The following is a 6970-nucleotide window of genomic DNA, read 5'->3' as shown; positions in this document are numbered from 1 at the left end:
CGGATCCTGGGTGTCGTGGTGGCGTTCTTGTGCAGCCTCAGATGCATCGTTTCAGCTCCAGCATGACCTCTCGGGCCAAGAGTAAACCACGGCGTGAACCAATTAACCAATCATCCGGGACACGACAGGCGACACGCACGACGAGATTGACGAATCGAAACGCTTGACGGATTTCCTGCGCTTCGAAGTCAGGGGATAAAGCGGGCGGTGGGTTCAGATGCTGTCAGATTGAGATTGACAGGGTCACCCCAACCCCCGCACCACCTCCAGCGCCTCCTCGACGCGTTCGACGCCGTGCAAGGTCAGCCCCTCGGTGGCACGCAGGAACGCCGCGTCGGGCTTGCGCGGCAGGTTGGCCTTCGGCACCACCGCCACCGCCATGCCGAGCTTGGCGGCTTCCTTCAGCCGCTCCTGCCCGCGCTGCGCCGGGCGCACCTCGCCGGCCAGGCCCACCTCGCCGAAGGCGACGAAGCCGCGCGGCAGCGCGCGCCCGCGCAGGCTGCTGGTGACCGCCAGCAGCACCGCCAGGTCCGCCGCCGGCTCGGCAATCCGCACGCCGCCGACGGCGTTGACGAACACGTCCTGGTCGCCGGTGGCGATGCCGGCGTGGCGGTGCAGCACCGCCAGCAGCATCGCAAGCCGATCGCGCTCCAGCCCGACGCTTAAGCGCCGCGGCGCCGGGCCGCCGGCGTCCACCAGCGCCTGCACCTCCACCAGCAGCGGTCGCGTGCCCTCCAGCGTCGCCAGCACGCAGCTGCCTGGCACCGGCTCGCGGTGCTGGCTCAGGAACAGGGCGCTGGGGTTGCCGACCCCCTTCAGGCCCCGCTCGGTCATCGCGAACACGCCCAGCTCGCTGACGGCGCCGAAGCGGTTCTTGATCGCGCGCACGAGGCGAAAGCTGCTGTGCGCGTCGCCCTCGAAATACAGCACGGTGTCGACCATGTGCTCCAGCACGCGTGGGCCGGCGAGCGCCCCGTCCTTGGTGACGTGGCCGACCAGCACGAGCGTCGCGCCGCTGTCCTTGGCGGCGCGCGTCAGCAGCGCGGCGCACTCGCGCACCTGCGCCACCGAGCCGGGGGCAGACGTCAGCTGCTCGGTGTAGACGGTCTGGATCGAGTCGATCACCGCCACCGCCGGGCGCTGCTGCTGCAGCGTGGCCAGGATGGCCTCCAGCCGGATCTCGGGCAACACCGGCACCTGACTGTCCGCCAGACCCAGCCGGCGCGCGCGCAGCGCGACCTGCGCGCCGCTTTCCTCGCCGGTGACGTAGAGCGTCGGCAGCCCCGCGCGCTGCAGCGCGTCCAGCGCCTGCAGCAGCAGGGTGGACTTGCCGATGCCCGGGTCGCCGCCGATCAGCACCACCGCGCCCGGCACCACGCCGCCGCCCAGCACGCGGTCGAGTTCCGCCAGGCCGGTCGGCGTGCGCGCGACGTCGGCGGCCTCGATGTCGGTCAGCCGCGCCAGCGTCCCTTCCGCCGCCAGCCCCTGCCGCAGGGCGCTGAAGCGCCCGCGCGCGCCGGCAGCCGGCTCCGGCGCCGGGACGGTCTCTTCCAGCGCGTTCCAGGCCCCGCAGTGCGGGCAGCGCCCATGCCAGCGCGGGGTGCTGCCGCCGCAGGCGCGGCAGAGGTAGAGCGTGCGGTCCTTGGCCATTCAGTCGGTGTCGGGCAGGGTGGGCTCGTCGTCCAGCAGGCCGTGGGGCAGGTCGCGCCGCTGGTGCAGCACGCGCCAGACGTCCAGATGTCCGGGGCGTTCGACGAAGAAGATCAGGTACGGAAAGCGCGTCAGCGGCCAGGCGTGCAGGCCCGGCAGCCCGAGTTCGTGGCCCCAACGCGGCGAGGCGCTGCCGGGATGCGCCGACAGGTGCGCCAGCGCCTCGTCGATGTCCTGTTCGGCGCGCTGGCGCAGGATGGCGGGCTTGCGGCTCACGCGCCGGCGGGCGCGGCCGCGGCACGCGCGCGCAGCCGGGCGAAGTAGTCCGCGTCGGCGTGCGCGCCCGGGGGCGAGGCGGCGCCTTCCAGCAGCCGCTCGCGCAGCCGCTGGCGCTCGAGGTCGGCGCGGATCAGCGCGCGCACGTATTCGCTGGCGGAGCCGTAGCCGCGCGTGCGCACCTGCTGCTCGACGAAATCGCGCAGGCTGCCCGGCAGGGAGACGTTCATCGTGCCCATGGCCGCAAGGCTAGCCGGCTTGACGACATTTGGCAAGGTCGCCGCACGCCAGCCCCAGATGCGCCAGCAGCACCGGCAGGTGGGCGTCGAAGTCGCTCAGCGCGTGGTCGCTGCCGGGCACGATGTGGTGGCGGCTGCCGGGGTAGCGCGCCACCATCTCGCGCCAGTCCAGCACCTCGTCGCCGGTGGCGGCGATCAGCAGCACGCGCTCGGGGTGCGGCAGCGCGCCGGTGGCGAGCTGGCGCAGCTCGTCCACGTATTCGGGGCGGAAGAAGATGCGCTCGGCCGGGTCGTGCCACGCCGGGTGCTCGCCGATGTGGCGCGCCAGATCGCGCGCCGGATCGACGGCAGGGTTGATCAGCACGGCGCGCAAGCCCCGCTGCGCCGCCAGCCGCGTGGCGTAGAAGCCGCCGAGCGAGGAGCCGACCACCGCGGCGGTCGCCTCCGGCCAGCCGGCGACGGCCGTCTCGATCCGCGCCCAGGCGGCAGCGGGGCTCGCCGGCAGTTGCGGGCAGGCCCAGTGGACCTGCGGGTGGCGCGCGGCCAGGTGCGCCGCCAGCCGCTGCGCCTTGAACGAGCGCGGGCTGGAGCGAAAGCCGTGCAGGTACAGCAGGTGCGTGACGGGCAGCAGGGCCGGCGGGGCTGGGGGCGAGGCGGGGGCATCCATGGCGCGCAGGATAATCCAGCCTCCATGGCCGTCGTCATCGAAAAACCCCCTGTGCTCAGCCGCATCGCCCCGCTGGTGCGCGGCTTCGACGGGCAGTTTCTGCTCGCGGTGGCGTTGCTGGCTGCGATCGGGCAGGTGGTCATGTACTCCGTGGCGTATGACATTCCGGGGCGCTACCTGGACCATCTGCGCAACCTGCTGATCGCCGCGGGCGCCATGTTGGTGGTGTCGCAGATTCCGCCCCAGCGGCTGCAGGCGCTGGCCGTGCCGGCCTATGTGGCGGGGGTCGTTCTGCTGATCGCCGTGGAGCTGTTCGGCTTGACGCGCAAAGGCGCGCAGCGGTGGCTGGATCTGGGCGTCATCACCATCCAGCCCAGCGAGCTGATGAAGATCGCCATGCCGCTGATGCTGGCGTGGTGGTTTCAGCGCCGCGAGGGGCGGCTGGGCAAACGGGACTTTCTGGCCGCGGGGGCCCTGTTGGCCGTGCCCGTGGGGCTGATCCTGAAGCAGCCCGATCTGGGCACCGCCCTGCTGGTGCTGGCCTCGGGCCTGTTCGTGATCTTTTTTGCCGGCCTGAGCTGGAAGCTGATCGTGCCGCCGCTGGTGCTGGGGGCGGTGGGCGTGGTCACGCTGATCGTGATGGAGCCGCAGTGGTGCGCGCCGGGCGTGGACTGGGTGGTGCTGCACGAGTACCAGCGCCAGCGCGTGTGCACTTTGCTCGACCCGGCCAAGGATCCGCTGGGCAAGGGCTTTCACATCCTGCAGGGCATGATCGCCATCGGCTCGGGGGGGCTGTGGGGCAAGGGCTTCATGGAGGGCACCCAGACGCACCTGGACTTCGTGCCCGAGCGCAGCACGGACTTCATCTTTGCTGCGTTTTCCGAGGAGTTCGGCTTTCTGGGCGTGCTGGGTTTGCTGGCGGCCTACACCTATTTTGTGGCGCGCGGCCTGATGCTGGCAGCCGAGGCCTCCACCCTGTTTGGCCGCCTGCTGGCCGGGGCGCTGATTCTGGTGCAGTTCGTCTATGCCTTCGTCAACATGGGCATGGTCAGCGGCATCCTGCCGGTGGTGGGGGTGCCGCTGCCGTTCCTGAGCTACGGCGGCACGGCGATGGTGTCGCTCGGCGCCAGCCTGGGCATGATCCTGTCGGTCGGGCGTTACAAGCGGCTGGTGCCGGCCTGAGGCGCCATTGTGGGTTTGGCCGGGCTGCCTACAATCCCCGCATGATTGCCGTCGAACCCACCCTGCAGCGCCTGGCCACGGCGCGCTCCCTGCTGCTTGAGCCCTATGGTCTGGACGAGGGCCATCTGCGCCGCGCGTTGTCGGCCATCCTGGCCCCCGGCGTCGACGATGCCGATCTGTACTTCCAGTACACCCGCAGCGAAGGCTGGAGCCTGGAAGAGGGCATCGTCAAGACCGGCAGCTTCAGCATCGACCAAGGCGTGGGCGTGCGTGCGGTCAGCGGCGACAAGACGGCGTTTGCCTACTCCGACGATCTGTCCTGGGCCGCGCTGCGCGAGGCGGCGGAGAGCGTGCGCGCCATTGGCCGCCAGGGGGGCAGCCAGACCGCCCACCACGTCGGCCGCCGTCGCCCGCGCGCAGCGGTGGCGCCCTCGCGCCAGTTGTATGACGCGCACGACCCCATCGGCACGCTGGACAGCGCGGCCAAGGTCGCGCTGCTGGAACGCGTCGAGCGCATGGCGCGCGCGCGCGACCCGCGCATCGTGCAGGTGATGGCCGGGCTGGCGGCCGAATACGACGTGGTGCTGGTGGCGCGCGCCGACGGTGTGCTGGCCGCCGACGTGCGCCCGCTGGTGCGGTTGTCGCTGACGGTGATCGCGCAGCAGGGCGACCGGCGCGAGGTCGGCTCCTCCGGCGGGGGCGGGCGGTTTGGACTCGACCACTTCGACGACGGCGTGCTGACGCGCTACGTGGACGAGGCCGTGCAGGCCGCGCTGACCAATCTGGAATCGCGCCCCGCCCCGGCGGGCGAGATGACGGTCGTGCTGGGCCCCGGCTGGCCCGGCGTGCTGCTGCACGAGGCCGTGGGCCACGGGCTGGAGGGCGACTTCAACCGCAAGGGCTCCAGCGCGTTTGCCGGCCGCATCGGCGAGCGCGTGGCGGCCAAGGGCGTGACGGTGCTGGACGACGGCACGATCGAGGGCCGGCGCGGATCGCTCAATGTGGACGACGAGGGCTGTGTCAGCCAGCGCAATGTGCTGATCGAAGACGGCATTCTGCGCGGCTATATCCAGGACCGGCTCAACGCCCGGCTGATGGGGGTGACGCCCACCGGCAACGGCCGGCGCGAGAGCTACGCGCACCTGCCGATGCCGCGCATGACCAACACCTACATGCTGGCTGGCGACCGCGATCCGCAGGAGATCCTGGCCAGCGTGCGCCGCGGCCTGTACGCCACCAACTTCGGCGGCGGGCAGGTGGACATCACCAGCGGCAAGTTCGTGTTTTCGGCCAGCAGCGCGTGGTGGGTGGAAAACGGCCGGCCGGTCTACCCGGTCAAGGGCGCGACGATCATCGGAAGCGGACCGGAGGCGCTCAAGCGCGTGGTGATGATCGGCAACGACCTGGCGCTGGACAGCGGGGTGGGCACCTGCGGCAAGGAGGGCCAGAGCGTGCCGGTGGGCGTGGGCCAGCCGACGCTGCGGCTGGACGGCCTGACGGTGGGGGGCACGGCCTGAATGGTGTGCGCGTTGCGTTCGTGCGTTGCATTCGCGCGACGCCCCCGCGCTCCCGCCCGATGCGTCCTTTGCAATTGTCAGCCTGCCGTCATGCAAGCTGTGCTACATTGAGTCCCATGCAAATGCGCGGCTTTTACTTTGGCTACTTTTGGTTCTCACGCGTCACCGACGGCAGAGAGGTCTGAAAGCGCCCAGCAAAAGCCCCTGAACTCAAAACCGTCGGTCCCCACCGGCGGTTTTTTTTCGCCCGTTTCGCCCCCGTTTACCCCCATCGAAGGAGTCCCCCCATGAGCCCGAGCCCCGCCAAGGCCAGCAGCACCGATGCCTGGTATCCCCATCCGGCCGACCGCACCAGCCAGACCGACGACCAACGCATCGAGGACATCACCGTGCTGCCGCCGCCCGAGCACCTGATCCGCTTCTTCCCGATCCGGGGGACGGGGATCGAAAAGCTCATCACCCACACCCGCCGCGCCATCCACCAGATCCTCCACGGCAAGGACGACCGGCTGCTGGTCATCATCGGGCCGTGCTCGATCCACGACCCGGCCGCCGCGATGGAGTACGCACGCCGCCTGAAGGAGCAGCGCGACCGCTTCGCCGACCGGCTCGAGATCGTCATGCGCGTCTATTTCGAGAAGCCGCGCACCACGGTGGGCTGGAAAGGCCTGATCAACGACCCGTACCTGGACGAGAGCTTTCGCATCGATGAGGGGCTGCGCATCGCGCGCCAGCTGCTCATCGAGATCAACCGCCTGGGGCTGCCGGCGGCCAGCGAGTTCCTCGACGTCATCAGCCCGCAGTACATCGCCGACCTGATCTCGTGGGGGGCGATCGGCGCGCGCACCACCGAAAGCCAGGTGCACCGCGAGCTGGCCTCGGGCCTGTCGGCGCCGATCGGCTTCAAGAACGGCACCGACGGCAACATCCGCATCGCCACCGACGCCATCCTGGCCGCCAGCCGCCCGCACCACTTCCTGTCGGTGCACAAGAACGGACAGGTGGCCATCGTGCGCACCAAGGGCAACCCGGACTGCCACGTCATCCTGCGCGGCGGCAAGCTGCCCAATTACGACGCCGACAGCGTGGCGATCGCCTGCCAGCAGCTCGCCGACGCCAAGCTGCCGGCGCGCGTGATGGTGGACTGCAGCCACGGCAACAGCCAGAAGCAGCACGAGCGCCAGATCGACGTCGCGCGCAACATCGCCGACCAGTTGTCCGGCGGGTCGGACCGGGTGTTCGGCGTGATGATCGAGAGCCACCTGCAGGCCGGCGCGCAGAAATTCACTCCGGGCAAGGACGATCCGTCCGCGCTGGAGTACGGCCGCAGCATCACCGATGCGTGCATCGACTGGGATGCCTCGGTGCAGGTGCTGCAGACGCTGGCCGATGCGGTGGCGGCGCGGCGCGCCCGCCGCGGCTGAGCAGCCGCGGGTGTA

The 6970-nt window shown here is 70.6% G+C and carries 7 protein-coding genes; 3 read left to right on the top strand and 4 right to left on the bottom strand.

Annotation, left to right across the window (positions count from 1 at the left end; translation table 11 throughout):
- Nucleotides 1–243 precede the first annotated feature (243 nt).
- The 4 genes from radA to Tfont_RS10025 are packed head-to-tail and all read right to left on the bottom strand — an operon-like array spanning nucleotide 244 to nucleotide 2832.
- Complete coding sequence (radA, locus tag Tfont_RS10040) at nucleotides 244–1650, bottom strand: DNA repair protein RadA (protein WP_143969317.1); 1407 nt, start codon at nucleotides 1648–1650, stop codon at nucleotides 244–246.
- Nucleotides 1651–1926 (bottom strand): type II toxin-antitoxin system RelE/ParE family toxin, encoded by a 276-nt coding sequence (locus Tfont_RS10035; protein ID WP_143969316.1) that lies wholly within the window; start codon nucleotides 1924–1926, stop codon nucleotides 1651–1653. It abuts the gene before it with no gap.
- Entirely contained in the window at nucleotides 1923–2156 is a 234-nt protein-coding gene (locus Tfont_RS10030) for a type II toxin-antitoxin system ParD family antitoxin (protein WP_390612424.1), read from the bottom strand. The genes Tfont_RS10035 and Tfont_RS10030 overlap by 4 nt, the downstream gene beginning before the upstream one ends.
- A gap of 19 nt (nucleotides 2157–2175) precedes the next feature.
- Nucleotides 2176–2832, bottom strand: a complete 657-nt coding sequence (locus tag Tfont_RS10025; protein ID WP_260682351.1) for a YqiA/YcfP family alpha/beta fold hydrolase — start codon at nucleotides 2830–2832, stop codon at nucleotides 2176–2178.
- 24 nt (nucleotides 2833–2856) lie between these two features.
- Between Tfont_RS10025 and rodA the strand changes: the two genes are divergently transcribed.
- The 3 genes from rodA to Tfont_RS10010 all read left to right on the top strand — a co-directional run bounded on the left by rodA (nucleotide 2857) and on the right by Tfont_RS10010 (nucleotide 6955).
- A complete protein-coding gene (rodA, locus tag Tfont_RS10020) occupies nucleotides 2857–4014 on the top strand; it encodes a rod shape-determining protein RodA (protein ID WP_068606740.1) in 1158 nt (385 codons plus the stop codon).
- A 41-nt stretch (nucleotides 4015–4055) separates the two neighbouring features.
- Nucleotides 4056–5531 (top strand): metalloprotease TldD, encoded by a 1476-nt coding sequence (tldD, locus tag Tfont_RS10015; RefSeq protein WP_068606742.1) that lies wholly within the window; start codon nucleotides 4056–4058, stop codon nucleotides 5529–5531.
- A 287-nt stretch (nucleotides 5532–5818) separates the two neighbouring features.
- Nucleotides 5819–6955: a 3-deoxy-7-phosphoheptulonate synthase gene (locus tag Tfont_RS10010; protein ID WP_143969314.1), complete on the top strand. Its 1137-nt coding sequence runs from the start codon at nucleotides 5819–5821 to the stop codon at nucleotides 6953–6955.
- Nucleotides 6956–6970: the final 15 nt, after the last annotated feature.

Origin of the sequence: Tepidimonas fonticaldi, assembly GCF_007556755.1 — a bacterium.
Classification (GTDB): domain Bacteria; phylum Pseudomonadota; class Gammaproteobacteria; order Burkholderiales; family Burkholderiaceae_C; genus Tepidimonas; species Tepidimonas fonticaldi.
Note: the sequence above shows the minus strand (reverse complement) of the source record. Positions and strands in the feature narration are given on the sequence as shown.

Coding starts and splice junctions, on each gene's coding strand:
- radA (WP_143969317.1), bottom strand. CDS start 1,650: ATGGCCAAGGACCGCACGCTCTACCTCTGCCGCGCCTGCGGCGGCAGC.
- Tfont_RS10030 (WP_390612424.1), bottom strand. CDS start 2,156: ATGAACGTCTCCCTGCCGGGCAGCCTGCGCGATTTCGTCGAGCAGCAG.
- Tfont_RS10025 (WP_260682351.1), bottom strand. CDS start 2,832: ATGGATGCCCCCGCCTCGCCCCCAGCCCCGCCGGCCCTGCTGCCCGTC.
- rodA (WP_068606740.1), top strand. CDS start 2,857: ATGGCCGTCGTCATCGAAAAACCCCCTGTGCTCAGCCGCATCGCCCCG.
- tldD (WP_068606742.1), top strand. CDS start 4,056: ATGATTGCCGTCGAACCCACCCTGCAGCGCCTGGCCACGGCGCGCTCC.
- Tfont_RS10010 (WP_143969314.1), top strand. CDS start 5,819: ATGAGCCCGAGCCCCGCCAAGGCCAGCAGCACCGATGCCTGGTATCCC.